We start from the raw sequence: 24792 nt of genomic DNA, 5'->3' as shown, positions 1-24792 counted from the left end.
TTTGGTAGCGGCGGGAGGTTACGCGGGGGCGCCAGGTTGGGAAGCGAAAACGCCGTCCGGACGGGCCGGACGGCGTTCGCTCGGAGCGTTCTAGTACTTCACCTTCAGGCGCGCGTACCAGAAGCCGCCGTTCATGCCGAACGGACCGCCCGAGCGCGGATAGATCTGACCGTCGGCCGTGCTGCCCGTGATGGCGTAGATCGGGTTGGCCGTGGTCGGGGCCAGCTTGTCCGGATACGCATCGAACAGGTTATTGGCCCCGACGGTGAGCGTGTACTTCTCGGCCACCGTGTAGCTCAGGTCGAGGTCGGCGGTGACCTTCGAGCCGAACGTCTGTCCTGGATAGTCCTGGTTGGTGCTCCAGCTGCTGTAGTAGTTGCCGCGGGCGTTGAGCGTGAAGCCGCCGATCTCGTAGCTGGCCGAGACATTGGCCCGGTGCTTGGGCGTGATGTTCTCGATGTCGTAGATCCGGTCGGCGCCGATGGCCACCGGGTCGGACTTGGTGACCGTGCTCTTGTTGTAGCTGTAGGCCAGGGTGAGGCTGAGCGGATTGTCCATCAGCTGCAGGCGATAGGTGGCGACGGCGTCGATGCCCTTGGTCTTGGTGTCGAAGCCATTGGTGAAATAGGCCACCGCGCCGCCGACGCCGACCGCGGCCAGCGCAGGCTGGGCGACGATGTCGGCCGCGACGACATCGAAGGTGCTGGTGATGCTGATGCGGTCCTTCACCTTGATCAGATAGCCATCGACGGTGAGCGTGAAGTTGTCGATCGGGTTGAAGATGAAGCCAACGCCGTAGTTGGTGGACTTTTCGGGGGTCAGGGTCTTGGCGCCGAAATACTTGGCGATGGCGCTGGTCACCGGATAGGTGCCGGTCTGAACCTGCTCGCCGCCGGGGGCGAAGGCGGTCGTCAGGATCTCGGTGTTGCTTTGGCCTGGCGACGGAGCGTGGAAGCCGGTGCCCACAGTGCCGCGCACCGAGACCATCTCGGACACGCGATAGAGGCTGTTCACCTTGCCCACGAAGGTGTCGCCGAAGGTGTCGTAGTCCTCGTAGCGGCCGGCGACGCCCAGCGTAAAGGCTTCGGTGACATCGGCCTCGGCGCCCAGATAGACGCCGTAGTTGCTCTGCGTGGAGGTTTTCGCCGACGCCGGGCTGGTGCCGCCATAGCCGCTGGCGCCAGGCGACTGCGACGCCGTCTCGGGCGAGCCGCCCACGATCGAGCGCGTGTAGACGCCGGGCGAGACCTGCACGTACAGCGGCTGCACGGCGTAGGGGCCGGCGGCGTAGGACTGCGTGTCGCCCGCGGTCGCCTCATACTCCTCGTGGCGATATTCCCCGCCGCCCGACAGGGTGATCGGGCTCGCGAAGCCGACTTCGATCGGATAGGTCAGGTCGAGGTTCAGGTTGGTCTCACGCTGGATCAGCTTGCCGAACTTGAACTCTTTCTGGCTGGTCGGACCGAACGAGGCGTTCAGCGACTTGGTCATGGCCAGGTCGAGCGAGTTCTTCGCCACAGTGCCCGAGAGGTCGTAGGTGAAACCGCTGTCGGCCCGCCCCCGCACGCCCATCGTCCCGTAGAATTGCTCGACCACGCCCTGGAAGCGCGGGGTGAAGCCCGCCGGATAGACGGACGTGAAGCTGAAGGTGTTGCTGTTCTTGACGAAGCCGCCCGCCGGGCAGGTGGCGTTGCCGGTCGGACAGGGCGTCAGATAGATCGGGGCGAAGGCGCCGTTGCGCCCCGGCGAGCCGGTGGCGGCCGTACCCGTGCCGTTGTTGACCGCCAGCGGCGTCGGCGCCGAGATCGGCGAGCGATAGTTGAAGCTCTGGTCGGCCTCGCGATGCCCGACATTGGCCGTCATGTAGAGGTGGGCGCTGTCGCTGATGTCGTAACCGGCGTTGACGAACACCTTGTATCCGTCGGTCGGCGACGAGCCCCAGATCTGCGCCGGGCCGGGATAGTTGGGCAGTTGCCCCGCCAGGCTGGGATTGAGCCCCGCGAACACGGCCGCGATGGGCCGGGTGGCGCCGCGGCTGGTTTCGCCGTCGTCGAAATACTCGCCCGACACATTGACGAAGCCGGCGTCGAACAGCTTGAAGCCGGCATTGACGGCGAACTGATAGCTCTCGCCGTCGCCGCTATAGGTCTGGCCGTAGCGCGCCTGGGCCTCGAAGCCGCTGTCACTGTCGCGCAGACCGTAGTTGATGACGCCGCCGATGGCGTCGGAGCCGTACTGGGCGGTCGCGCCGTCGCGCAGGATCTGCAGGTTCTTGACCGCGATCGACGGGATCAAAGACAGGTCGACGGCCTGCGCCCCCAGCGACAGGGCGGTGTCGCCGCCCGTCACCACCTGGACCAGGGCCGAGCGGTTGTAGCGCTTGCCGTTGATCATCACGAGCACCTGGTCGGCGCCCAGACCGCGCAAGGACGGCGCGCGCACGAAGGTCGAGGCGTCCGAGATCGTGTTCTGCGGGACGTAGAACGAAGGGACCAGGTTCTTGACCACGTCCAGCATGTCGGCGGCCGGCTGGCGGCTGAGCTCCTCGCCGCCGAAGACGTCGATCGGCGACGGTGAATCCACCACCGACCGGTCGGTGCGGCGCGTGCCGATGACGACCAGCGTATCGAGCTCGGTCGAGGTCGGCTCGGCCGTCTGGGCCTGCAGGCCGGCGGCGCTGGCCTGACCGGCGAAACCTAAGGTGATCGAAAGAGCAGAGATGCCCGAAAGCAGAATGGTTCGCGAGAACTTAGTCATAGTCACCCCTCTTGGCGCTATACGCGTTTGTTTTTGTTCTCGGTGATGCTTCCCAACGGCGCGATTTTCTTATTTCGACGATCGAATACAGACACAGATCGCGATGTTTGCGCGATTGCGACAGTTCGTCAGGCTTGAAACATCCGCAACAGCCTCAACCCTCGCGGGAGGCTAAGGGCGGACTTGGAGGCCTCGGCTGCTCCATTGCGCGGCGCCCGCCATGCTTTTGGGCAGGGTCGTGACCGCAATTGCGGCGCCGCACCCCGCCCTTAAGTGCCCACCGCCGCACTCCGCCGCATTGACCCTGCCGGCCCCGCGCCCTACTCCGTCTTCACCATGACCGCCCGCACCGGCCATTTCCGCACTCTGCTCGCCGCGTTCGCGGCGGTGTTGGCGGTGCTTGTGCAGGTGCTGCTCCCCGCCGCCGCCATGGCCCATGACCTGCGCGAGAGCGGGTCGGCGATGGTGATCTGTACGGCGGACGGCTCGAAGGTCGTGATCGTCGACGAGGACGGTTCGGTCCGCACGGCGCCCGCCAAGGGCTTCATGGGGCTGAAGTGCACCAACTGCGTGGGGCCGACCCTGGCCGCGACGGTGGATGCGCCGGTCCCCACTGTCGCGCCCGTCCACTACGCCGAATACCTCGAGACGACCGTCGAGCGTGTCCTGGGCGTGCGGGGTCATGCCCGCGCCCCGCCGCGTCCGCCCAGCCAAGGTCCGCCTACCCTCCTGAACGCCTGAGCATTTTCCGTCGCGCTGCGTTTCTGACGCCGTACGCCCTGCCACGTTCCGGGATCTTCCGCTTCCATGTCGCATACCTTCCGCCGCGCCCTCATGGGCGCCGCCGCGCTCGCCTGCATCGCGCCCTTCGCCCACGCCGCCGAGACCGACGACCAGGTCTCGTCGGTCATCGTCACCGCCCGTCCCAACCCCGAGGATCCGCCCGTCGTCGCCGACGCCCGCCGGCGGCTGTCGGAGACGCCCGGCGCGGTGTCGGTGATCTCGCAGGAGAGCTACGCCAGCCGCCAGGCGCTGGCCCTGGACGACATGCTGCGCGACGCGCCCGGCGTGTACGCCCAGCGCAAGTGGGGCGGCGATATCCGCATCTCGATCCGCGGCTCGGGGATCGGCAACGCCAACCACAACCGAGGCCTGCTGTTGGCCCAGGACGGCGTGCCGCTGAACGAGGCCGACGGCTATGGCGACAGCCAGGTGGCCGACCCGCTGAACACGCGCTACGCCGAGGTCTATCGCGGCGGCAACGCCCTGCGTTTCGGCGGCGCGCTGCTGGGCGGGGCGATCAACATGGTCACGCCCACGGGCAAGGACGCGGGCTTCCAGAACCAGGTGCGGATCGACGGCGGTTCGTTCGGGCTGGCGCGGGAGCACGTCGCCATCGCTCGCCAGGCCGGCGACTGGGACGTCTTCGCCGCCGCCACCAACCAGACCAGCCAGGGCTGGCGCTCGCAGAGCCAGCAGAACATCCAGTTCGGCTCGCTCAATATCGGCCGCAGCTTCGGCCAGGACCGCGAGGTCCGCTTCATCGTCAACGGCTCGAACATCAACCAGGAGATCCCCGGATCCCTGACCGTGGCCCAGTTCGAGGCCAATCCGCGCCAGTCGGCGGCCGGCAACCTGTCGGGCGACCAGAGCCGCAACCAGCGCGGCCTGCGCGGCTCGCTGCGCACCACCTGGCGGCTGTCGGACCAGCTGGTGTTCGAGGGCGCGGTCTATGCGGTGTGGAAGGACCTGGACCACCCGATCTTCCAGGTCATCGACCAGCAGAGCCGCAACTACGGCGCCTTCGGCCGCTTCGACTGGGACGGCGAGCTGGCCGGCAAGCGGGCCGACGCCTTCTTCGGCGCCTGGTACCGGACCGGCGACATGGACAGCAATTTCTACGTCAACAATCGCGGCGCCCGCGGCGCGCCGACCTCGCGGACCTTGCAGAACGCCAAGGCCGTGGACGTCTTCGGCGAGGGGCGGCTGTTCGTCACCGACCGCGTGGCCGTGGTGGCCGGCGCGACCTGGGGCCAGGCCGAGCGCGACTATGCCAGCTTCGCGATCCCGGGCCAGGCGGCGACCTTCAACCTCAAGGCCGGCAAGACCTATGACTGGGTGTCGCCGCGCGTCGGCCTGCTGTGGCAGGACGAGGCGGGCAACCAGGTGTTCGCCAACCTGACCCGCTCGGTCGAGCCGCCGAACTTCAGCTCGATGAGCCCGACCAACACCGGCTTCGCCCCCGTGAAGGCCCAGAAGGCCTGGACCGGCGAGGTCGGGGCGCGCGGCCATCGCGGGCCGTTCACCTACGACCTGACGGTCTATCGCGCCGAGCTGCGCGACGAGATGCTGCAATATGCGGTGACCTCGTCGATCCCGGCGGCGACCTTCAACGCCGACAAGACCCTGCACCAGGGGATCGAGGCGGCGCTGGACTGGGCGCCGGCCCCGCATTGGCGCATCCGCCAGACCTGGACCTATTCGGACTTCCGCTTCCGCAAAGACGTGCAGTTCAGCGACAACCGCCTGCCGATCGTGCCGAAGAACTTCTACCGCTCGGAGGTCCGCTACGACGACCCGCGCGGCTGGTTCGTGGCCCCATCGATCGAGTGGTCGGCCAGCGACCAGTGGATCGACTACAAGAACACCAAGACCGCGCCGGGTTATGCCATCGTCAACCTGAACGCCGGCTGGAAGGTCACCCCGGCCGTGTCGGTGTTCGTCGATGCGCGGAACCTGGCCGACAAGGCCTATGTCTCCAACACCCAGGCCGCGGTGGCCTGGACCGCGACCACCGCCACCCTGTGGCCCGGCGACGGCCGGTCGGTGTTCGGCGGCGTGACCGTCAGCTTCTAGAGGGAGGACAAGATGAAAGCCCCACTGATCGCCCTCCTGGCGCTGATCGCCACGCCGGCGGCCGCCCACGTGGTCGCCGTGCCGGACACGGCCAAGGCCGGGTCGTATTCGGCCATCGCCTTCCGCGTCGGCCATGCCTGCGCAGCCGGCGATGTGACCCTGAAGGTCCGCATCGAGATCCCCGACGGCGTCGCCTCGGCCCGGCCGCAGGTGAAGCCCGGCTGGACCTACAGCCTCGAGCGGCCGGCTGACCCGAAAGCCGCGCCGACCGCCATCACCTTCGAGGGCCGCCTGCCCGACGAGGCCTTCGACGACTTCGCCGTGCTGATGAAGCTGCCGGCGACGGGGGACAAACTAATCTTCCCGATCGTCCAGACCTGCGAGAAGGGCGAGAGCCAGTGGAAGGAAGTCCCCAGCCCGGAAGCCCCGGACGCCAAGCTGAACCGCCCGGCCCCGACCGTCACCCTGATCCCCGACGCGGCCGCGGCCGCGCACCATCACTAAGGAAGGAGCGCCTCATGTCGCGCCTGTTCGCCATCGCCCTGACCGCCATCCTCGCCGCTTCCACCGCCGCCCAGGCTGGCGACTACAAGCTCGGCGCCCTGACCATCCGCCAGCCGTGGAGCCGTCCGGCCCAGGCCGGCATGAACGGCGTCGGCTTCTTCACCGTCGTCAACGCCGGCAAGACCCCGGTGACCCTGAAGAGCGTCGAGACCCCCGCGGCCGGCAAGGTCGAGATCCATCAGTCCTCGACCGCCAATGGCGTGATGAGCATGCGCCGCCAGGACAACGGCGTGGTGATCCCCGCCGGCGGCCAGGTCGCCTTCGCGCCCGGCGGCTATCACCTGATGCTGATCGGCCTGAAGACCGCCCAGGCCCAGGGGCAAAAAGTTCCGGTAACGCTGGTCTTCGACAACGGCCGCAAGGTGCAGGTGGAACTGGCCGTACAGCTGGCCCCGCCCAACGGACAGGCCGCCCCGGCCAGCGAGCACCATCACTGATCCTTCAAAAAATGGGTTACATGAACTTTTTTTAAGGGAGCAAAAATTCCGCGTCCGTGCAGATTGCCGCCCAGCTCACACCAACGGATGCGACTTCCATGAAACGAGTTTTGTTCGGCGCCGCGGCTGCTGCCGCGTTGTCGATGTCGGCCTTCGGGGCTCTGGCCCACGAACAACACCAATGCATCGACGATGCGTGCACGGTGCAATCGCTGCTGCCGCAAGGCGTGGCGGCCGCCGCCGACGCCACCACCTCGCTGGAGTCCCCGCGCTACGGCACCTGGGGTTTCGACATCTCGGGCATGGATACGTCGGCCAAGCCGGGCGACGACTTCTACAAGTTCGCCAACGGGACCTGGGACGCCAAGACGGTGATCCCGGCCGACCGCACCCGCTACGGCAATTTCGACAAGCTGGCTGAGCTGTCGGAAGCCCGCACCAAGGCGATCATCGAAGGCGCCGCCGCCGACAAGGCCGCGACCGGCGAAAAGGCCAAGATCGGCGCCGCCTACCGCGCCTTCATGAACGAAGCCGCCATCGAGAAGCTGGACGCCGCGCCGATCAAGCCGTGGCTGGACGGCGTCAAGAAGGTCAAGACCAAGGACGAATTCACCGCCCTGATGGGCAAGAGCTCGGTCACGCCGTATGCCAGCCTGATCAGCCTGGGCATCCAGACCGACGCCAAGAACCCGCAGGCCTACGCCGTCTATGCCGGCACCGGCGGCCTCTCGCTGCCCGACCGCGACTACTATCTGAGCGCCAAGTTCGCCGACAAGAAGACGGCCTACCTGGCCTATGTCGAGAAGATGCTGACCCTGGGCGGCTGGGAAAAGCCGGCCGAGAACGCCAAGGCCATCGTCGAGTTCGAGACCAAGCTGGCCGACGCCTCGTGGACCCGCGTCGAACGCCGCGACCGCGACAAGACCTACAACCCGGCCACCTTGGCGCAGCTGCAGGCCCTGACGCCGGGCTATGACTGGAACCGCTACCTGGTCGGCACCGAGCTGCCCAAGGTCGACCGTTTCATCGTCACGACCAACACCAGCTTCCCCAAGTACGCCAAGATCTATGCCGACACCCCGGTCGAGACGCTGAAGGCCTGGCAGGCGTTCAAGGTCATCGATAGCGCCGCGCCGCTGCTGTCCAAGCGCTTCGTCGACGCCAGCTTCGAGTTCCGCAACAAGACCCTGTCGGGCCAGCCCGAGCAGCGCCCGCGCTGGAAGCGTGGCGTCGCCCAAGTCAACACCATGCTGGGCGAAGCGGTCGGCAAGGAATATGTCGCGGCCTACTTCCCGCCGGACTCCAAGGCCAAGATGGTCTCGCTGGTCGGCGACATCCGCACGACCCTGAAGACCCGCATCGACGCCTCGAGCTGGATGGGTCCGGAGACCAAGGCCAAGGCGCAGGACAAGCTGGCCAAGTTCACCGTCAAGATCGGCTATCCCGACAAGTGGCGTGACTACTCCAAGCTGGAGATCAAGGAAGCCGACGCCTACGGCAACCTGATGCGCACCGGCGCTTGGGACTATCGCCACGACGTCGAGCGCCTGAACCAGCCGGTCGACAAGTCCGAGTGGGGCATGACCCCGCAGACGGTCAACGCCTACTACAACTCGGTCAACAACGAGATCGTGTTCCCGGCCGCCATCCTGCAGGCGCCGTTCTTCCATCCGGACGCGGATCCGGCCGTCAACTACGGCGGCATCGGCGGCGTGATCGGCCACGAGATCGGCCACGGCTTCGACGACCAGGGCCGCAAGTCCGACGGCGACGGCGTGCTGCGCGACTGGTGGACGGCGGAAGACGCCGCCAAGTTCGACGTCCAGAAGGCCAAGCTGGGCGCCCAGTACTCGGCGTTCGAGCCCTTCCCGGGCGTGCACGTCAACGGCGACCTGACCATGGGCGAGAACATCGGCGACCTGTCGGGCCTGGCCTTCGCGCTGGACGCCTACCACGTCTCGCTGCAGGGCAAGCCCTCGCCGGTCCTGGACGGCTTCACCGGCGACCAGCGCATCTATCTGGGCTGGGCCCAGGTGTGGCGCCAGAAGTCGCGCGAAGACGCGCTGAAGCAGCAGATCGCCAGCGATCCGCACTCGCCGTCGTACTACCGCGTCAACGGCACCATCCGGAACCAGGACGGCTGGTACTCGGCCTTCGACGTCAAGCCGACCGACAAGCTGTACGTCGCGCCGGCCGACCGCGTGAAGATCTGGTAGCCCGCGCTATCTGATCGAAGACAAAAGGAAGGGCCGCCGGAGAGATCCGGCGGCCCTTTTCTCTGGCCCGTGGTTTTCGGGGGACGGCCAGAGAAACTCGTTAGAGGTTGTATTCGGGCTTGCCGTACTGGCCGATCAGGTCGACCGCGAACGCCGCGCCATCCGCCAGGTCGGTGAAATAGGCGTTGCTGGCGCCGGCGTACTGGCCGACATCGGCCTTCATCGCCTCGGCCAGCAGCCAGCCGACCATGGCCGCCTTGGTCCCGATGTCGGTCTGGCCGTAGCTGGTGAAGTAGGCGACGCGGGTGTCGATCAGGGCGTGGACCTTGGCGTCGTCGGGCGTGGACCCGAAGATCTCGGCATAGGCCGCGCGGGTGGCCTCGAACAGGCTCTTGGCCCCGTACTCGGTCTGGAACGCCGCCTTGCCCGCGCCGTCGCGACCCAGATTGACCGCGAAATTGATGTAGCGGTTCTCGGTGTTGAAGGTCTGGTAGTAGGCGCTGTTGAGGTTGTTCGGGTTGGGACCGATCGGCGACAGCAGATAGTCCATGCCGCCCTCGCCCGGCGTGCCACCGGTGAAGAAGGCGTAGGACGTAGTCGCCACGGCGGCCGTGGCGTCGGCCAGGTTGATCAGCGTCTTCAGCGCGGCGGCCTCGGTCAGCTGGCCGGCCACGACCTTGTCGGTCAGGCCCTGCACATAGGCGCGGTCGGTGTCGTTGGCCGGGGCGTAGCGCAGCAGGTTGTCGAAGGCGTTGGTCAGGCGCACCAGGGTGTTGGCGCCGCTGGTCAGCAGGCCATTGGCCTCGGCCAGGGTCAGGGCGACCTTCTCGACCGTGATCGTCCCGCCGTCCCAGGTCAGCTTCGTGCCGCCATTGCCATCGCTGGCCGCGGCGGTGAACGACTTGCCGTCCAGGTCGAAACGGTCCTCGGCCTTGGCGAAGTCGCGGATCAGGTCATTGCCCTGGTTGGCCCCGGAGAAGGCGAAGCGGTCGGCGCCCGCGCCGCCCCACAGCTCGTCATTGCCGGCCCCGCCAATGAGAATGTCGTTGCCGCCCTGGCCGTAGAGGTAGTCGGCGCCGTCGCCGCCATCCAGCTGGTCCTGGCCGTCGGCCGCCAGGGCCGCGTCCTGGTCGCCGGCCAGGGTGTCATTGCCGTCGCCGCCGATCAGGCGGTCATGGCCGCCGTCGCCGCGCAGGCTGTCGATGCCGGCGCCGCCGCGGATCGTGTCGTTATCGGCCATGCCGTAGATGTAGTCGGCGCCATCGCCGCCGTTGATGGCGTCGTGCCCGTTCCCGGCGTGGATCTTGTCATCGCCCGCGCCGCCCTTGATGCGGTCGCTGGCCGAGCCCGACCAGACCTCGAACTGCTCGACATTGACGATGCTGCCACCGCCGGTCAGGGCCTGGACCCCGGCCGCGCCCAGATCGACGATCACCGACGAGGTCAGGCTGGTCAGGTTCAGATAGGCGTAGTCGCCCTGGGCGCCGTTCGCGCCGCCGTCGAAATGGTCGCCCACGCCGCCGTACAGACGGTCAAAGCCCGCGCCGCCCTTGAGCGTGTCGCTGAAGGTGTCGGAGTCGTTCGTGCCGCCGCCATAGACGTAATCGTCGCCGTCGCCGCCATCCAGAATGTCCGCGCCGTCGTCGCCATAGAGGGCGTCATTGCCCTCCAGGCCGGTCAGGGTGTCATTGCCCTTGCCGCCGTTGATGGTGTCGCCGGCGGCCGTGCCGGTCAGGATGTCGTTGCCGTCGGCGCCAGTAATGTTGGCCACGTTCGCCTCTCTGTCTCTCGTGTGTCTGGGAGTGTGGGATGGCGGTTGGGGCCGCCTGTCCTCCGCAAAGCCACGAGATCGGCAACGGCGAAATTCCACTGCGACGAGCGTGATCGCGATTTCGACCAGAGGTCGCCCTCGGACGACGAACGGGGCGAACGGCGCCAGCCGGGTGCGCGAGGTCAAGGGCCACGGCCGCGCCATCACCGCCGTGGTGCTGGCCGACGACATCAAGCCGCCGGTCGGCTCGACCTACGCCTTCCAAGTCATCGAGACGCTGAGCCTGGCCGCGCCGGACGCCTAGCGGCAGCCCTGCGTCGCCAGCCAGGCCGTCGCCGCCGCCTCGGCGTCGTCCGGCGCCACAATCTCGTCGGGCTGCATCGGGCCTTCGTAGCGGTGACCCAGGCGGTCCTCGACATAGGCGTTGGTCAGGGCCAGCACCGCGCCGTCCGACAGCGGGATGGCGCTGTTGGCCGTGGTCAGCCCCGCCGTCGGCTGGCCGAACGAGCGCGCCAGGGGGCGGCCCACGAAGCCGATGGCGATCATTTCGCCGGCGCTGGCGGTGCGTGGTCCCAGCAGCACGGCGACCGGCGCGTCGGGACGGCTGAGACTGTGGCGGACCTCGGCGTTGGTCGCCGGCCAGGCCTTGCGCCCCGACTTACTCACGAAGGCGCCGGACGGCCCCTCGCCCAGCAGCGGCGCCAGGCCGCGCATCCCCGGCCACATGTCGCCGCCGCCATGACCCCGCAGGTCAATGATCCAGCCGCAGGCCTTGGCATCGTTCGCCGTCTTCAGGAAGTTCGTGATCGCCGCCTGGTAGGGCGCGCCGTCGTCCTTGGGATTGGTGATGTCGCGCGACAGACGCGGCAGGGCCACGACCGCGACCTGCCCTTCCATCCGCCCGACGGGCAGCGGCGCGACCGGCGCGGCCGGCGCTTCGGAAGGTCTCGCCGACGTCCCCGCCCCGGTCGGCGGCCGCAGGAAGGTGTGGCGTTCGCCCAGGCGAGCGATCACCGCGCGGATGGCCTTGTGAGTCTGGCCCGGCGTCGACGCCCCGGCGGCTTGCTTGTAGGCCTCGGCGCGCAGGGCGGGCCAGTCGGCCGTGGCGCTGTTGATGTGGCCCTTCTCGAGCAGGTCCAGGGCGCGATCCAGATAGGCCTTGGCCTCGCCCGTTGGCGCGCCGTCGGCGGGGCCTAGATCCTCCAGCCGGACGTCGTCGATCCAGGCGTCCACGTCGCCGCCCGCCAGCAAGCCCAGCAACAGGCTCGACGCCTCCTGCGGGACATAGGCCTCGATCGTGTAGATCGCCCAGCCGGACGCGGTGATCGGCCGATCGCCCATGTTGTCGAAGAAGGCCGGCTTGCCGTCCGTCCCGTCCACCCGCAGCCACAGCCCGACCTGACTGCCGCGATCGTCGACCCGCACGGCGGCGCTGTAACGGATCCGGTGGCCACGCAACGCGGTGGCGTCGAGCTTCTGGGACAGCGCGCCAAAGGCGCCGGGAGGCTTGGCCACCGCCTTGTCGCGCCAGAGCCGCGCGGCCTGCTTGCCGGCATGCGGCCCTGCGTTGCTGATCTCGGCGTGATACCCCGCCGCGCCCGCCGAGGACGGGAATCCCCAGCCCGGCGGCGGCTGGCCTGCCGCGCCAGCCTCGAAGTCGGCGTTCGAAACAGCCGGGGTCGAAAGCGATTGGGCGACCGCGGGCGCGGCCAGCGTCATCGCCCCGATCAAGGCCAGGATGTCAGCCTTCTTCATGTCGCTCCCTCCCCGGTGACGCTTGCAATCAAGCGCTACCTTAAGGTGAGATTGTGGCGCGCCTCACCCCCCTTGGCTTTCACGCAGGCCCATGTTTGATCCGAGCTCGCCGGTTTGGGGGAGGTCGTGTTGCGCTGGATCGTATTGGCCGTCGCGTTTCTGACGAGCGTGCTCCCCGCCGCTCTCCAAGCTGATGACCCGCCAGAACATGGAGAAGTTCCCCGCCGTGACCGGCGTCCCGATCCTGGCCGTCTTCGCCATCCCCACGTCCGCGCCGGACCTGACGCCCGCCCAGCGCGCCGACGAAGCGCTGATGCTGACGTGGCGCCACGAGCAAATCGACCGCTACCGCGCCGCCCATCCGGCCGCCCGGATCGTGGAGATCGCCGGCGCCGACCACGACGTCTTCAACTCCCACCCCGACATCGTCCTGCGTGAGATCGACGCGCTGCTGGACCCGCCCGCGCCTTAACCACGTTTGGTCAGGTCCGTTTAAGGCTTAGGACTCAGATTGCGGGCGAATCCCTTTCGAGGAACGCCCCGTGCAGGTCTCCGCGTCCAACGCCGTCCGCTACACCCCGCCCCAGTCCACGGGCGCGGCGCCGGCCCCGGCTCCCATCGTCGACCTGACCCAGCTGGCCGTGGCCCAGACCAACGCCAAGGCGACCGCCTCGGCCGGCGCGGCCCTGGCCCAGACCACGGGCGAGCTGACCGGCACGCTGGTCAACATCTCGGCCTGAGGCAAAGCCGCCTCGGACGGCCTTCTGGGCCCGATCAACAAGCTTCTTTCTCACCGACTATCCCCGCGAAAGCGGGGATCCAACCTGGTTTTCAGGACCGGGTGAGACCGAGCGATACCCCTCTGACTCGGCTTGGATCCCCGCTTTCGCGGGGATAATCGGTGGACTTCGGGTCACTCAAGGCTGGATGTCGATCCGTCCTACACCTGGATGTTCAGACCGGAGGTCGGCGTCGCCGGCGTCTCGCTCTGGGCGGCGCGCTCCTTGAGCCAGCCGATATAGGTGTCGATCGACTGCGTGATCTCGCCGCTATTGGCGGCGATGTCGAAGACGTGCGGCCTGGGCCAGCTGCTGCCGATCACCTGCTTTCCCACCTCCTCGTAGCGGGGGAGGAAAGACAGATCGTCCAGGCGCTGCCGCGCCTGGGCCGGGGTCATGGTCGCCACATTCTCACTGGGCGGAACCCCCTCTTTGAGGAAGCGAATGTAGTCCTGATGCTGGGTGCGGGCGAAATCGGTGACCGCTTCCAGCTTCTTCAGTTCGTCGGGCGTGAAGGGGCTGACGCCCGACGAACGCACCGGCTGCCCCTGGGCTCCCGGCGGCAGCACGACACGATAAGGCTCGGCTCTATAATGCTCGACTTTCGCGGCCGGATCGGCCTCTGGCTCCGCCTGAGCGGCCTGTTGCTTCTGGGCGGCCTGGGCGATCTGAGACGCCTGCGCGGCCTGGGCCATCCGGCTCAGCGACACGGTCACCGCCGGTCGCGTCGTGGCGGTTTTTGCCGGGAGCTCGGCTGTTTTGGCCGGCGCCGCCTTGAGCGCCTGATCCGCTCGCGTGGCCGCCATTCTCACCAGATTGGCGGCGTCGTCCCCGGCCCCGCCTTGCCGGCCAAGGCCCAGCAGGGATGACAGCAGCATGCTGGAGTTCGCCAAACGGATCATTCGGTTGTCCTCGCGGTGCGCCGGAAGGCGTTCCGGGATTAACCCTGCAGACTTCATGCCACCTGAGGGTGAGTCGCCCGCTTGACGGTTGAGTCGGCGTGGAGAACATGGATGCCGGGATCGGGAGGCGACACGATGATGGGAAAGGCGGCAAAGGCCCTGGGCCTCGGCGTCCTCTATCTCGTGGCGGCCTTCTTCGCCTTGAAAGGGATCCTGGGCGCCCTGGGGTGCGCCGAATACCTCCGCTACATGCTGGTCGACGGCACGGTCGTGGACATGTGGGCCGTCCTGTCGGCGATCACCGTGGCCTGCGCGATCGTGGCGCTGATCATGGCCGGACTGTGCCTGCGGCGGCGGAAGCTGATGGCCATGGCGTTGTGGCTGGCCCTGCCCGCCATCCCGTCCACCGTGCTCGAAGCCAGCCGCTGCGATTACATGCCGCTTTGCAACGTCATCGGCTGGGCCGCCCTGCCCGCGCCCGCCTTCGCCTGGCAGGTGCGGGTCCGCGATGTCACCGAGGTCGAGGTCGCCTTTATCGCCAGCCAGACGCTCCAGAACGCCGGCAGCGAGGCCTGGGCCTTCGAACCCAAGCTCGCCAACCGGCAGTGGCGACTGATCGCCCAGAAGGACGGCGTCCGTCAGCCCTATGATGTCGTGATCGACGCCCGGACGGGCCACGGCCGGCTGGAGAAGCGCTGATGCGGCCGCCGGAAGATATCCTCACCGAACGGCTGCGCCTGCGGCCGGTCCGGCGGACGGACGCCGAGGCGATCTTCCGGACCTATGCCGGCCTGCCCGGGCCCACACGGTTCATGACCTTCGAGACCCACCGCGACGTCGCCGACAGCCTGGCCTTCGCCCAGCGGTGCGAGGCTTGCTGGGTCTCGGGCGCAGCGTTTCCGTGGGCGGTCACCGACCAGGCGTCCGGGACGCTGATGGGCGTGATCGAGCTGCGCCTGGCCCCGCCCAAGGCCGACTTCGGCTACATCTTCGGGGAAGCGTTCTGGGGCCGGGGCTTCGCCAGCGAGGCCGCCCGCGCCGTGGTCGACTGGGCCATCGCCCAGCCGGGGATCTTCCGGGTCTGGGCGACCTGCCACCCGGACAATGCCGCCTCGGCCGGCGTGCTGCGCAAGGCGAGCCTAAGTCTCGAGGCGCGGCTGGCCAATTGGGAGACGCGGCCGCAGCTGGGCGAGGTCGCGGGGCCGAGCGATTGTTATGCCCTGATCAGGCCGGCCGGACGATAGGTCTTCAGCCGCTCCGAGCGCCGGACATTCTGGAAGCGCTTCCAGCCCGCGCGGCCACTTTTGACTCAACCGTCAAAAAACTGTGCTGTAGCCCAGATACACCAAACCCGCCGCGGGGGATAATCGCGACGGGCTGGCTATTTTCTCGATCATTCGATCTAGGCGGGCGTTTCCTCCCCGAAACGCCGAAGAACGGGAGCTCTCTTTGGGCTCGTTTCGCTCTTGCAGTGTCTAGAAACGTCAAATTCATGACGGTGTCAACGCGGCAAATCCCTTTTTCGCAAAGGTTTGGACGAATTTTTGACGCGTGAGGCGTAGTTTGGACGCGAAAGTCGAAGATACGCCCCGATTTCGCGTCCATATTTGACAGATATGTCAAAACTTACTTTTCGGGAGCGCCCTCCAGGGTCCGGACGAAACGATCCAGCACGGCCGACCGCGACTCGAACACATAGTCCGGGCGCGAGACGGTGACCGGCTCGACTCCGGCGGCGGCGAGCGCCGCGGCGGCGTCGAACAGGTCGCCGGTCGCCAGCAGGGCGCCATTGGCCCGGCGCGAGCCGCCCTTGGCGACGAAGGCCGCCACGGCCGACTGCCCCGCCGCGTCCTGCTCGGCCGGCCAGACCAGGGTCGCCAGCTTGCCGGCCCGCCCCTTGGCCTCGACCACCGACAGCATGCGCTGCAGGGCGCCGCGCTGCTCGGCCGACCAGGTCGCGATCAGCGAGGCTGTCAGCTGGGCCTGGCTCTTCAGGATCACGCCGTCCGACAGGATCTTCAGGCCGTTGGCGGCCAGGGTCGCGCCGGTGGTGGTGATGTCGACCACCAGCTCCGCTGCGCCGGCGGCAGGCGCGCCTTCGGTGGCGCCGCTGCTCTCGACGATGCGGTAGTCGGCGACCCCATGGCGGGCGAAGAAGGCGCGGGTCTGGGTGACGTACTTGGTCGCCACGCGCAGGCGGCGGCCGGTCTTGGCCAGATGCAGGTGCCCGACCTCGTCGACATCGGCCATCGTATCCACGTCCAGCCAGTTCTTGGGCGCGGTCACCACCAGGTCGGCGCGGCCGAAGCCCAGGGCCCGCAGCAGCATCACGCGGCTGTCCATGTCGTCGCCGCGCTCGCGCAGCAGGTCCTCGCCCGTGACGCCCAGGTGCAGGTCGCCGCTGTCGAGGCCGGCGGCGATGTCGCCCGCCGACAGCAGGCGCACCGAGACGCCCGGCAGGCCGGCCAGCTCGGCCGAATAGCCGCGCGCGCCGCCGGTCATTTCCAGCTTGAAGCCGCACTCGGCCAGCCAGGCCTCGACCTGGTCCTTCAGGCGGCCCTTGGAGGGGATGGCGAAGATCATCGGTTGGGCGCTCATTCGCCGCCTCCCGCATAGGCGCGCGCCGGGCGGATCATGAAGCCCACGGCGCCGGCGTTGGTGGCAGCCCCCAGCTTGGAGGGCAGGCCGTCGTAGCGACCGCCAGCCGCGACAGGCCGTTCGTCGCCCAGGGCGGCCGAGCGGACCTCGAACAGGTAGCCGTCGTAATAGCCGAAGGCCCGGCCGAAGGCGGCGGCCAGGGTCGCCTTCTCCAGCGGCACGCCGCGATCGGCCATGCCCGACAGGCGCGAACGCCAGCCGGCGACGGCGGCTTTCAGTGCGGTGTCGTTGGGTCCCGCCAGGGACGCGATGGCGTCCAGCGCCGCGTCCGGACGATCCGATACGGCCAGGAAGGCGCGGACCTTGGCGGCCTGCTCCGGATCCAGACGACCGGCCTTGGCGGCCTCGGCGCGTTCCACGAGCCTATGGGCGATCTCGGCCGGGCGGCGGCCGCCGACGGGCTCGATGCCGGCCAGGGACCACAGCTCCTGCAGCACGGCGGAGGCTTCCGACTCCGGCAGGCCGGCCAGCAGCGAGGCGATGCGCGACTGCTCGGCGGTCGGCGCGGCGACGTCGCCGTCCAGCTCGGCCTTCAGCTGGCGCGGCTTGGCGAAGGCGCGCTTGAGACGGGCGGCCAGGGGCGGCGCCAGCTCCAGGCTGTCGACGAAGGCGGCGAACAGCGAGACGTCGCCCAGGATCAGGGAGAGGTCCTCACGTCCGCCGGCGGCCGAGGCGGCCCAGGCCAGGGCGGCGATCTCGGCGTCGGCGGCCACGGGGTCGCCGGCTTCGAAGGCCTCGATCCCGAGCTGCAGGAACTCCTCGGCGCGGTCGCTGCCGCGCGGGGCGACGCGGAAGGCCTTGCCTTCGTAGCGGTAGCGACCCGCGCCGCCGCCATTCGAGAAGTGCTGCCGCGCCACGGCCACGGTGAAGTCCGGCCGCAGGGCCGCTTCCTCGCCGCCGTCGCCCGAGACGACGAACAGCCGCGAGCGCATGGCCTCGCCGGTCAGGTCCAGCAGCAGGCCCAGCGGCTGCAGCACCGGCGCGTCGGTCGCTGCGGCGCCGGCCGCCAGCAAGGGAGCGCGGATGGCGTCGAGCGCCTCCGCCGGAATGGAACGCTCGAGCCTCAAGTGATTAGCCCCCGATGATCTTGCGAACCGCCGCGACCAGCTGATCGCGCGGGATGGTCTGCTGGCCGGGCCGCTCGGCCTTCCAGGCGGCGTTGTCGGTCACCCCCTCGGCGGCCATGCGGCCCGCGTCCAGGTCCTTGATCGTCACCGTGCCGGCGGCGATCTCGTCCCCGCCCAGCATGACGACGGCCGGCGCGTTGCGACGGTCGGCATATTTCATCTGCGGCTTCATGCCCGAGGTCCCGAGATACACCTCGGCCGGAATGCCCGCCGCGCGCAGCTGTCCGACCACGGAGAAGTATTCCGGCATGTGCGCCTGGTCGAAGGTGATCACCACCACCGGCCCGCGCGCAACGCCGCCCGGCTCACGGCCGGCCGCCCGCAGCGCCGCCGCCAGGCGGGTGACGCCGAACGAGAAGCCCGTGGCCGGCGTCGCGGTGCCGGTGAACCGCGCCACCAGGTCGTCATAACGACCGCCGCCGCCGATCGAGCCAAACGAGACCTTGTTGCCCTTCTCATCCGTGGTGCTCAGCAAGAGCTCGGCCTCGAACACCGCGCCGGTGTAGTATTCCAGCCCCCGGACGATCGACGGATCGATGAAGGCCTGGTCGTCGGCGATGCCTAAGCTGGTCAGCGCCGCGTCGATCCGCGACAGTTCAGCCAAGCCCTCGTCGCCCTCGGCCGAGCCGCCGATCACCTTGGCGATGTTGTCCAGCGTCGCGGCGCGGCCACCGGCCCCGGCCGACACGAAGTCCAGCACCGAGTCGATCGCCTTGCCCTTGAGACCCGCGCCCTTGGTGAAGTCGCCGCTCTCGTCCAGGCGGCCTTCGCCCAGCAGCAGCCGAACCCCGTCCACGCCCAGGCGGTCCAGCTTGTCGACCGCGCGCAGCACGGCCAGCTTCTGGCCGGCGTTCTCGGCCCCGGCCGAGGTCAAGAGGCCGTTCAGCAGCTTGCGATTGTTGATCTTCAGCACCGCCGCGCCGCGCGGCAGGCCGGCCGCCTCCAGCCCCTCGACCGCCATGGCGATGATCTCGGCGTCGGCCTCCGGACGGGCCGAGCCCACCGTGTCGGCGTCGCACTGGATGAACTGGCGGAAGCGCCCCGGCCCCGGCTTCTCGTTGCGCCACACCGGCCCGAAGGCGTAGCGGCGGAACGGCTTGGGCAGGGTCTCCCAGTTCTGCGCCGCGAACCGGGCCAGCGGCGCGGTCAGGTCGTACCGCAGCGCCATCCACTGGTCGTCGTCGTCCTGCAGCGCGAACACGCCCTCGTTGGGCCGGTCGCTGTCGGGCAGGAACTTGCCCAGGGCGTCGGCATATTCGAACGCCCCGGTGTCCAGGGCCTCGAAGCCGTAGCGCTCATAGACCGCCGACACCGCCTCCAGGATCGCCCGCTCGGCCCGCAGGTCGCGGGCGCGCTTGTCGGCGAAGCCGCGCGGTGCGCGGGCTTCGGGGCGGAAGTCCTGGGTGGTGTCGTTGGCGGAAGTATCGTCGGTCATTCGTCGGTCCTGAATCTTCAAGGCTTCGACGGATGGCGCTTGCGCTTAAGCCCCATCCGCTAGGCGGGGCTCTGGCAGGGTCGCTGGCTTTAGAGCGAACGGACCCGGCCGATCCCGCGAGGCGAGGTCGGATGGTGGTGGCAGCCGTGGTGGTGCGGTGCGCGGGTCATTGCGGGTGGCGGTGTAGCGGATAGGGAGCGGTGGGGGAAGGGGTGTCCATTGCAAAGAGCGGCAAAGAGCCATTCTCTATTGCATGAGCAATAGCACCTACGAATCCCTACGCGCTTGACGGCCTGCGAACTGATATTTACCGCAGACGATAGCCGCACGCGGGAGGCCCGAGACCATATGTCGACGTTAGGGAATTGGCGACCTCACCGAGATACTCACGCAATCAATTCTTGCGCTATCACAGTCCAATTCTCCGACCCTGCCGGTGATGTGCTCTGGCGAAAGCTCGATACTGACGGAGCCAGCCGTGCAGCCGAGCTTGGCCTAGACGAGCGGTCATCAGCAGGCCTTCCTTTTGGAATCAACATTTCCATTCAGGGCGGATTCCAATTTCCCGCGCCGGAAGCCGGCAGCACATATTTACGGCGAGAAGCTGCGGAAGTCGCCGAGCAATTCACGCTGCTTCGAGATTCTTTGAAGTATGAGCAGTTTTTTTACACGCGGTGGGCACCGTTCCGTGAACGAGCATCCAAGCTGATGTCTCCCGCCGTCGATAAGCTCAGTCAATTCTCATCGCTTGTTTCAATTTCATCGGCCTATCTGGACGTTTTCGAGTTTACGGGAAGCGACGAGCCAAACGTTGAGGATATTATAGACCCCAAATCCCCCTTCGTGGCCCCCGGAAGCTTCCAGCGCAGCAGACTATGGCATACCCACTCTGGATTTTTTGAATTTCCGAACAAGACGACGAGAAGGCTTATTCAAGTAAATATAGATGTTCACTCACAATCAAATCCAAAACTCCCACACATCATCAGGATATTAACCTCCGTTACAGATCAATTTGGAACGTCAGACGTCGAACCGATGGACCCCGAAGTCGTGAACTGGGGCCTCATTGCTCACCATGCTGACGAACAGCACGTTCGCCTGAAAGCTCTCCTGTCAGACACCTTGACGGAGACTGCGGCGCACGCCATTTCTCTGATAAGATGATCGCAGAGCTCCTTCTCGCGCTTTCGACTGCGCCTCAACTTTCAACGACGCCGATAGATGTCGAGCGCCAGCGACGTTGGGCGCATGTGATTGCGACTCACAGCGCGAAGCCGTCTTCCTTTCACGGCACCGCGTCACCCATTTCCGCTTCATGGGCACCCACCGCCCAGCGCGTTGCCTCGCCTGCGATCTCTCAAAATGCCGCCCGAACTACCCCTGCCCTCGAGGCGATCAGGCGCCTACGGGCCCTAGGCCGCTACGGCCAGGACTGGGACGGTGAAGGTGCCCCAGCTCCCATTCCCGCTACCGTCGACGCCGCGATAACCCTAGTCGGCTTCCTGGCAAATGAAGGGCTATCAATTAAGGCATTTTTGGACGCAAACGGCCAACCAATGCTGTTAATCGGGCGCGGCGATAATGCAGGTGAAATTACCTTCTCATCTGATGACAGAATTGAGTTTACTTGGTTTGGCCCCGGCATAGATGACGGCGAGGTCGATGTGCCGTTTGACGGACGACACCTACCACTTCAACTCGAATTCTTGTCTTCGCGGCACGAGCTTGAAGCCGCTTGACGTCAATAGCCTGTCGGAATGCTTGGCTTTCAACGGGTGAGCCTTCGGCTGATGAGCTTGATAGAGCCTTTCCGAACGGCGTGTGCGAGGCTTTTTCCTTATCTCTACCCGAAAGAACGCAGATTGACGACGGCGAACCTATTGCTCGCATACTAACTACGCCATTAGATTACAATACTTCTATCGACGAACTCATTACTCAAAAGCTTACCAACTGCTATGCGCGCGGCCTCAGCGTCGTTCGACGTGGCGCTACGGACGTCGAAATACTCTCAACCATAGAAGTTCTATTGTCCGCTGAGGATGCCGATGCCCTTGCGGGAGCCGTGGTTGTTACGGCCGGCCAAGTCCGCGACCTAGGCACCCCTACTAAATTATTCTGCGTCTACGATACGGACGCTCCAAGATTACAAGCGCACGGCGATATTGTCGGCACCTTCGATCGATCAGTGAGTCGGAATGCCTGGAATAAAGAAACGCGACGCAGAAGATACGCTTTAAGAGATTTTATGGGCGGTTTTGTTATCTTGGAATCTAATCCCAAAGCACTCCTAGCAGCACTGCGGGCACGTGGAATTTAATCTTCATATGCTCAAACCATCGATTGCTAATTTGCCCCTTGCTCCCATCGATCTGAAGACCCCCGTTCGTCGCCGCTAGGGGATTGAGGGTGCCTTATCCTCGGAATTCGCGAGATAGAACGCAGCAAAATCAACAGCTTGTCGATTTTACGCAGCCCTGAATGATCCGCGTTCAGCGCCGCCCCATACTCATAGCCATCCCCGTCGCGGGGGAGGGCGTTTGGATCCGGCCCAATACGGCGGCGGGGGTAGGTTGAGCGGGGCCGCTGGCGGTTCCTGGAGGCTCGAAAGTCGCCCCGTCTGTACTCTTTAGGCAGATTGGCTGGCGAACGGGTAGCTTCCAGGATCAAGGCCATCAGCGGATCGACAGGGCGGTGATCGTATAAACCGCCTATCGTGGATCGTCGGGGTCGAGACGGATGTAGCCGATCGACTTGGTCCGCGCCCGTCCGGGGGCTAGTGGGGACCCGAGCTGAAATACGCTCACGCCTCCCATCCTCACGGACAAGAACAGCCTGGCGGAGCGGACAGCGAGCCGAAACACAACAAACCTTACGGTCTCCGGGTTCGCCCCGGCCGCTCCGTCGCCTCCCCACACATCTTCAGCGGGCCGCCGCGTGAAGCGGCGGACGCGTGTCCTTCAGCGATGGAGCCTTTCCATGCCCAAGTCCAAGCCCCCGCGCCGCAAGCGTCCGCGCCACATCGTCAGCAAGATCCGGTCGTTCCTCGACTTCTACGACGAGCTGGAGCGCATCACCGAGCGCGCCGCGCGCGAGGCCGAAGCTCTGGCCGACAAGGTTCCGCCCGAGGAGCTGGCGGCCATGCGGGCGACCTGCGCCGAGAACCGGCGGATCTTCGCCGAAGGCCGCGCCGAGCTGCTAGCGCCCAGCCGCACGCCGGTGATGGACCGGCTGGTGACGGAAGCCCGGCGGCGCGCTCGCCAAGGCTGACCTATACACCAATTGTTAAGTCAAACCCGCTTTGGGCCCAGACTTATCCACAAAGCCCAGCAGTCGCGACAGCGTCAACAGATGAACCCGATGTAATCTGACATCGAAGTAACCTACATTTCCGGCTTGTAACTTGAGATGAACGGGCCCGGCGTCCAGACCTCTCGTCACTGAGGGGAAACAGTGATGACCAAGTCCATTCTGCTGGCCACGTCGGCCACGATGCTGCTGCTCGCCGGTACGGCTCATGCTGGCGAGACTTTGGCCGGCGAGACCGCCCAGACCGCCGAACAGATCGCCGCGCCGCCGGTGGCCGCGCCCGCCGCGACCGGCCTGCTGGTGTTCCAACCGGAGTTCTTCGCCGCCCAGCGTCCGAACACGGCGCTGGACATGGTCGACCGGGTGCCGGGCTTCGACGTGGACGACGGTTCGGGCGCGCGCGGCTTCGAGGGCGCGGTGGGCAATATCCTGATCAACGGCAGCCGCCCGGCCTCCAAGAACGACACCGGCAGCAACGTGCTGGGGCGCACGCCGGCCGACCGCGTCGACCATATCGAGCTGATCCGCGGCGGCGTCCCGGGCGTCGACATGCAGGGCTACGCCGTCGTCGTGAACGTGGTGCTGAAGAAGGGCGTCAGCCATCAGCAGATCCTGACGCTGAACTCGATGCATTTCGACGGCGGCCACGACGTCTATGGCGGCAGCTACCAGTTCACCGCCACCAATGGCGACAAGAGCTGGGGCGTGACGCTCAGCGACGGCACCTCGACCAGCGACAGCAACGGCGTGGGCCGCAACGTGCGCCACGACGGCAGCGGCAAGCTGATCCGCGACGAGGCCTTCATCAATGACGGCTGGGGCGGCGGGCGCTCGATCCGCGGCAACTTCTCCGGCCCGGTCGCCGGCGGCAAGCTGGAGGCCACGGCCCGCTACGGCGTCAACGACTGGCAGGAATGGCAGGAGCTCTCCTCCCCCGTCGCCTTCCGCCGCAGCGCCTATGCCGAGGAGAGCCATTCGGGCGAGCTGGGTCTGACCTACACCCGGCCGCTGGCCCCGAAGTGGAACCTGGAAACCCGCGCCATCCACAGCTTCGAGAACTTCGACAACGTCTCGACCAGCGACCAGACCCTGGCGGGGGTCAAGGACGCCCAGCAGCGCTTCGTGGCCGACGGCGACAGCTCCGAGTCGATCGTGCGCGGCCTGGTGCGCCACGAGTTCTCCAAGGCCCTGACGCTCGAGGCGGGCGCCGAGGGCGCCTACAACATGCTGGACGTGAAGCAGGCCTACAGCGTCGGCGGCGCGGCCGTGCCCCTGCCCAGCGCGTCTGTGAAGGTCGAGGAACTGCGCGGCGAGGCCTTCGCCAAGGCGACCTGGCGGGTCAATCCCAAGCTGACCCTGGAGGGCGGCCTGCGGCTGGAGACCTCGACCATCAAGCAGTCGGGCGATGCGTCCAACAAGGAGAGTTTCTTCTACGCCAAGCCCCGCTTCCAGGCGACCTGGACGCCCAAGGCCAACAACCAGTTCCGCTTCCGCTTCGAGCGCGAGCTGGGCCAGCTGGACTTCGGCGACTTTGCCGCCTCGTCCGACCTGGAAGACAACAATGTCTATGGCGGCAATGTCGACCTCAAGCCCGAGCAGCGCTGGATCTCGGAAGTCAGCTACGAGCGCCGCTTCTGGGGCGAGGGCATCGTCTCGGTCGCGTACCGCCACGACGAGATCATCGGCGTGATCGACCGCCTGCCGCTGCCGGGCGGCCTGTCGGCGACGGGCAATATCGGCGACGCGACGCTGGACAAGCTGTCGGTCAATATCGTGATCCCGGTCGACAAGATCGGCATCAAGGGCGGCCGCTTCACGTTCAAGAACGACTGGAACGAGACCCACGTGAAGGACCCGACGACCGGCAAGGACCGGCCGATCTCGGGCATCCGTCCGACCCAGGCCAATATCGGCTTCACCCAGGACCTGGTGAAGTACAAGACCCAGTGGGGGATCAACTGGCTGCCGCTGCTGGGCCAGGGGACCTATGACGTCGACCAGACCAACGTCTGGCGCGGCTCGGCCTATTACGAGGCCTTCGCCGAGTACAAGCCGACTCCGACCCTGGCGATCCGCGCCCAGCTGAACCTGTGGGACGACTTCACCATCCGCCGCACGGTCTTCGCCGATCGCGCCCCGAACCGGGCCGTGGCCTTCGTCGAGGATCGCGACATCAACCCGCGGACGTTCCTGAGCCTGCGGGTGCGGAAGACCTTCTAGCGC

21 protein-coding genes are annotated in these 24792 nt (G+C 66.9%); 14 read left to right on the top strand and 7 right to left on the bottom strand.

Features of this window, described 5'->3' with window-relative positions; genetic code table 11:
* Positions 1 to 90: 90 nt before the first annotated feature.
* A complete protein-coding gene (locus AC07NF_RS14195) occupies positions 91 to 2757 on the bottom strand; it encodes a TonB-dependent receptor plug domain-containing protein (RefSeq protein WP_494626821.1) in 2667 nt (888 codons plus the stop codon).
* Positions 2758 to 3093: 336 nt separating this feature from the next.
* Here AC07NF_RS14195 and AC07NF_RS14190 point away from each other — a divergent pair, with 336 nt between their 5' ends.
* From AC07NF_RS14190 to AC07NF_RS14170, 5 genes are all read left to right on the top strand, one after another.
* Positions 3094 to 3498, top strand: coding sequence for a DUF2946 family protein (locus AC07NF_RS14190; RefSeq protein WP_494626819.1), 405 nt, complete (start codon positions 3094 to 3096; stop codon positions 3496 to 3498).
* Positions 3499 to 3564: 66 nt separating this feature from the next.
* On the top strand, positions 3565 to 5613 hold the full coding sequence (locus AC07NF_RS14185; RefSeq protein WP_494626817.1) for a TonB-dependent receptor family protein: 2049 nt from the start codon (positions 3565 to 3567) through the stop codon (positions 5611 to 5613).
* Positions 5614 to 5625: 12 nt separating this feature from the next.
* The gene (locus tag AC07NF_RS14180; RefSeq protein WP_494626815.1) at positions 5626 to 6117 is read left to right on the top strand and encodes a YcnI family copper-binding membrane protein; all 492 of its coding nucleotides are present in this window, start codon (positions 5626 to 5628) and stop codon (positions 6115 to 6117) included.
* Between the two features lie 14 nt (positions 6118 to 6131).
* A complete protein-coding gene (locus tag AC07NF_RS14175) occupies positions 6132 to 6614 on the top strand; it encodes a copper chaperone PCu(A)C (protein WP_494626813.1) in 483 nt (160 codons plus the stop codon).
* A 98-nt stretch (positions 6615 to 6712) separates the two neighbouring features.
* Positions 6713 to 8830 carry a M13 family metallopeptidase gene (locus AC07NF_RS14170; RefSeq protein ID WP_494626811.1) on the top strand — a complete coding sequence of 706 codons (2118 nt, stop codon included), beginning with the start codon at positions 6713 to 6715 and terminating at the stop codon, positions 8828 to 8830.
* A 100-nt stretch (positions 8831 to 8930) separates the two neighbouring features.
* On the opposite strand, the gene AC07NF_RS14165 is transcribed toward AC07NF_RS14170, so the two are convergent.
* Positions 8931 to 10601, bottom strand: a complete 1671-nt coding sequence (locus tag AC07NF_RS14165) for a hypothetical protein (RefSeq protein WP_494626809.1) — start codon at positions 10599 to 10601, stop codon at positions 8931 to 8933.
* A gap of 109 nt (positions 10602 to 10710) precedes the next feature.
* Between AC07NF_RS14165 and AC07NF_RS14160 the strand changes: the two genes are divergently transcribed.
* Entirely contained in the window at positions 10711 to 10905 is a 195-nt protein-coding gene (locus AC07NF_RS14160) for a hypothetical protein (RefSeq protein ID WP_494626807.1), read from the top strand.
* On the opposite strand, the gene AC07NF_RS14155 is transcribed toward AC07NF_RS14160, so the two are convergent.
* Entirely contained in the window at positions 10902 to 12356 is a 1455-nt protein-coding gene (locus AC07NF_RS14155; protein WP_494626805.1) for a S41 family peptidase, read from the bottom strand. The two genes, AC07NF_RS14160 and AC07NF_RS14155, sit on opposite strands and share 4 nt — an antisense overlap.
* A 193-nt stretch (positions 12357 to 12549) precedes the next feature.
* Between AC07NF_RS14155 and AC07NF_RS14150 the strand changes: the two genes are divergently transcribed.
* Together AC07NF_RS14150 and AC07NF_RS14145 are read left to right on the top strand one after the other, a co-directional pair.
* Positions 12550 to 12828 (top strand): alpha/beta fold hydrolase, encoded by a 279-nt coding sequence (locus tag AC07NF_RS14150; RefSeq protein WP_494626803.1) that lies wholly within the window; start codon positions 12550 to 12552, stop codon positions 12826 to 12828.
* Between the two features lie 70 nt (positions 12829 to 12898).
* Positions 12899 to 13096, top strand: coding sequence for a hypothetical protein (locus AC07NF_RS14145; protein WP_494626801.1), 198 nt, complete (start codon positions 12899 to 12901; stop codon positions 13094 to 13096).
* Between the two features lie 200 nt (positions 13097 to 13296).
* Here the strand turns inward: AC07NF_RS14145 and AC07NF_RS14140 are convergent, their stop codons facing one another.
* Positions 13297 to 14037, bottom strand: a complete 741-nt coding sequence (locus AC07NF_RS14140) for a hypothetical protein (protein WP_494626799.1) — start codon at positions 14035 to 14037, stop codon at positions 13297 to 13299.
* A gap of 111 nt (positions 14038 to 14148) precedes the next feature.
* On the opposite strand from AC07NF_RS14140, the gene AC07NF_RS14135 reads away from it, so the two are divergent.
* Together AC07NF_RS14135 and AC07NF_RS14130 are read left to right on the top strand one after the other, a co-directional pair.
* On the top strand, positions 14149 to 14736 hold the full coding sequence (locus tag AC07NF_RS14135) for a hypothetical protein (RefSeq protein WP_494626797.1): 588 nt from the start codon (positions 14149 to 14151) through the stop codon (positions 14734 to 14736).
* The gene (locus tag AC07NF_RS14130) at positions 14736 to 15281 is read left to right on the top strand and encodes a GNAT family N-acetyltransferase (protein WP_494626794.1); all 546 of its coding nucleotides are present in this window, start codon (positions 14736 to 14738) and stop codon (positions 15279 to 15281) included. Before AC07NF_RS14135 ends, AC07NF_RS14130 begins: the two co-directional genes overlap by 1 nt.
* Before the next feature lie 382 nt (positions 15282 to 15663).
* On the opposite strand, the gene hisG is transcribed toward AC07NF_RS14130, so the two are convergent.
* The 3 genes from hisG to hisS are packed head-to-tail and all read right to left on the bottom strand — an operon-like array spanning position 15664 to position 19257.
* Positions 15664 to 16635 (bottom strand): ATP phosphoribosyltransferase, encoded by a 972-nt coding sequence (hisG, locus tag AC07NF_RS14125; RefSeq protein WP_494626792.1) that lies wholly within the window; start codon positions 16633 to 16635, stop codon positions 15664 to 15666.
* A complete protein-coding gene (locus AC07NF_RS14120; protein WP_494627575.1) occupies positions 16632 to 17807 on the bottom strand; it encodes an ATP phosphoribosyltransferase regulatory subunit in 1176 nt (391 codons plus the stop codon). Before AC07NF_RS14120 ends, hisG begins: the two co-directional genes overlap by 4 nt.
* A complete protein-coding gene (gene hisS, locus AC07NF_RS14115) occupies positions 17767 to 19257 on the bottom strand; it encodes a histidine--tRNA ligase (RefSeq protein WP_494626790.1) in 1491 nt (496 codons plus the stop codon). Before hisS ends, AC07NF_RS14120 begins: the two co-directional genes overlap by 41 nt.
* A gap of 441 nt (positions 19258 to 19698) precedes the next feature.
* On the opposite strand from hisS, the gene AC07NF_RS14110 reads away from it, so the two are divergent.
* From AC07NF_RS14110 to AC07NF_RS14095, 4 genes are all read left to right on the top strand, one after another.
* Positions 19699 to 20424: a hypothetical protein gene (locus tag AC07NF_RS14110; RefSeq protein ID WP_494626788.1), complete on the top strand. Its 726-nt coding sequence runs from the start codon at positions 19699 to 19701 to the stop codon at positions 20422 to 20424.
* Positions 20421 to 20999: a hypothetical protein gene (locus tag AC07NF_RS14105; RefSeq protein WP_494626786.1), complete on the top strand. Its 579-nt coding sequence runs from the start codon at positions 20421 to 20423 to the stop codon at positions 20997 to 20999. The genes AC07NF_RS14110 and AC07NF_RS14105 overlap by 4 nt, the downstream gene beginning before the upstream one ends.
* A 1240-nt stretch (positions 21000 to 22239) precedes the next feature.
* The gene (locus AC07NF_RS14100; protein WP_494626784.1) at positions 22240 to 22530 is read left to right on the top strand and encodes a hypothetical protein; all 291 of its coding nucleotides are present in this window, start codon (positions 22240 to 22242) and stop codon (positions 22528 to 22530) included.
* Positions 22531 to 22713: 183 nt separating this feature from the next.
* Positions 22714 to 24789: a TonB-dependent receptor plug domain-containing protein gene (locus tag AC07NF_RS14095; protein WP_494626782.1), complete on the top strand. Its 2076-nt coding sequence runs from the start codon at positions 22714 to 22716 to the stop codon at positions 24787 to 24789.
* Positions 24790 to 24792 lie beyond the last annotated feature (3 nt).

This window comes from Caulobacter sp. GW821-FHT10A06 (assembly GCF_059415805.1).
Note: the sequence above shows the minus strand (reverse complement) of the source record. Positions and strands in the feature narration are given on the sequence as shown.